This window comes from Fusobacterium sp. SYSU M8D902, assembly GCF_040199715.1.
Taxonomy (GTDB): Bacteria; Fusobacteriota; Fusobacteriia; order Fusobacteriales; family Fusobacteriaceae; genus Fusobacterium_A.
The window spans coordinates 1-1,583 of the sequence record NZ_JBEFNA010000061.1 but is presented as its reverse complement, the minus strand read 5'-3'; the positions used below and the strand labels follow the sequence as shown (position 1 = coordinate 1,583).

The following is a 1,583-nucleotide window of genomic DNA, read 5'->3' as shown; positions in this document are numbered from 1 at the left end:
AAAGTACGCCAAAATTTAAAGAAAAATATTTGAATTTATTTTTTAAAATTTGCTTGACAATTCATAGTTGGTCTCCTATTAATGATAGTAAAAAAATATTATAAAATAGATGCTAATATTGGAAGTAAAAATGGAACTATAAATGTTAGTATCGTTCCAGTTAATAGTGTTACCATTCCTAATTTTGAACCAACAAATTTAGTTACTGGCATTAACATTGTATCCATATTACCAGCAGCCCCTCCTGCTATAGGGCTACCTACACTTATTTTAATTAAAAATGGCATAAATAAAATAGTTAAAACCTCTCTCATTATATTAACTATAAAGCCATATGTTCCTATTTCCAAACCAAAAGTTTTAACCATAAAAGCTCCAGTTAAACTATAATAGCTCATTCCGCTTGCTGATATTAAGGAAATTTTTAAAGGTATATTTAAAATTTTACCTGCAATAATTCCTCCTATCATACTTCCTAAAAGAATAGCTAAAGATAACCAAATCATTCTAAATCCTAATTTTTTTAGATAAACTAACACTGCTTTATCTGAACCTTGAGAAATTCCTACACATATATATATTATTGTTAAAAAAACAGTAAAAGAAAAATCAATAATATTACTTCTAACTTTATCTTGCAATAAAAAACCTGTAAAAAGTCCTAACATTAAACTTATTGGCATAATCCAAACAAGATTGTCTTCTTTTTTTTCTTCATCGATATCAATGTTATTATTTATTTTTTCGAAAATAATATTTTGGTTTTCAAGTTCTTTTTCGATTTCTTTTAACGGTAATACAGTTTTTTCGCATATCACAGTAAATATAACACTGAAAGTAATTGCTAAAAAAGATATTATTATGCAATTTATTCCGATTTTCAATAAATTATTCATAATAGTTTTATCTATTCCTATTCCTAAGCCAATTACTAACATCAAAAGGGAAAGAGCTATTGTTGATATTTTTTCAGAATATTTAACAAAATTCTTATTTTTTACTAATATTCCAAATATAATTCCTATGAACAAACAAACAAATGGTAGAATGGTCATTTTGTCCTCCTATAAAATAATACTTAACTTGTATTTCTCAAGGAAGAAAAACTCATTGTATAATAAGAAATGTAAGAACAGTTTTTCTATTTTTTAAATTATTCTATTATACCTCCTTTAATTTAATAATAGCACAATTTAATTATAAAATCAACATTTTTTGAAAATTATAAATTATCAAAATATTCAAATACTTTATTTAATAAATCTAATTTTTCTCTTGTTATAGTTTGTACAATTCCATAAGATTTACTCTCTTGTGTTTTTATATCTTTTAATTCTACTTTATTACTATATTCTTTTCCTCTGTAATCCTTAGAATCTGTATCTAATATAAATAACTTTTTTTCTTTATCAGAGAAAAAAGCTAATAATCCTTGCTCTAATTCAACATCAATTTTTATATATTTATTCATTTCAGAATCTTCAAACATTTTTAATTTTTCCATTGTTCCTTGTATGATATAAATATAAAACTTATACCATACTCCTCCTTTCCAATTGATTATATTTTTAGTTTTATATTAT

At 23.5% G+C, this 1,583-nt stretch carries 2 protein-coding genes; both read right to left on the bottom strand.

Translation table 11 applies throughout. The annotated features are described in order from the left end of the window. Positions 1 to 98: 98 nt before the first annotated feature. Positions 99 to 1,055: a LysO family transporter gene (locus ABNK64_RS11025; protein WP_349764423.1), complete on the bottom strand. Its 957-nt coding sequence runs from the start codon at positions 1,053 to 1,055 to the stop codon at positions 99 to 101. A 167-nt stretch (positions 1,056 to 1,222) separates the two neighbouring features. After that, positions 1,223 to 1,504 (bottom strand): hypothetical protein, encoded by a 282-nt coding sequence (locus ABNK64_RS11020; RefSeq protein WP_349764422.1) that lies wholly within the window; start codon positions 1,502 to 1,504, stop codon positions 1,223 to 1,225. Positions 1,505 to 1,583 lie beyond the last annotated feature (79 nt).

Bases quoted from the DNA above. Each gene is read 5' to 3' on its own strand.
- ABNK64_RS11025 (WP_349764423.1), bottom strand. From the start codon at position 1,055: ATGACCATTCTACCATTTGTTTGTTTGTTCATAGGAATTATATTTGGA.
- ABNK64_RS11020 (WP_349764422.1), bottom strand. From the start codon at position 1,504: ATGGAAAAATTAAAAATGTTTGAAGATTCTGAAATGAATAAATATATA.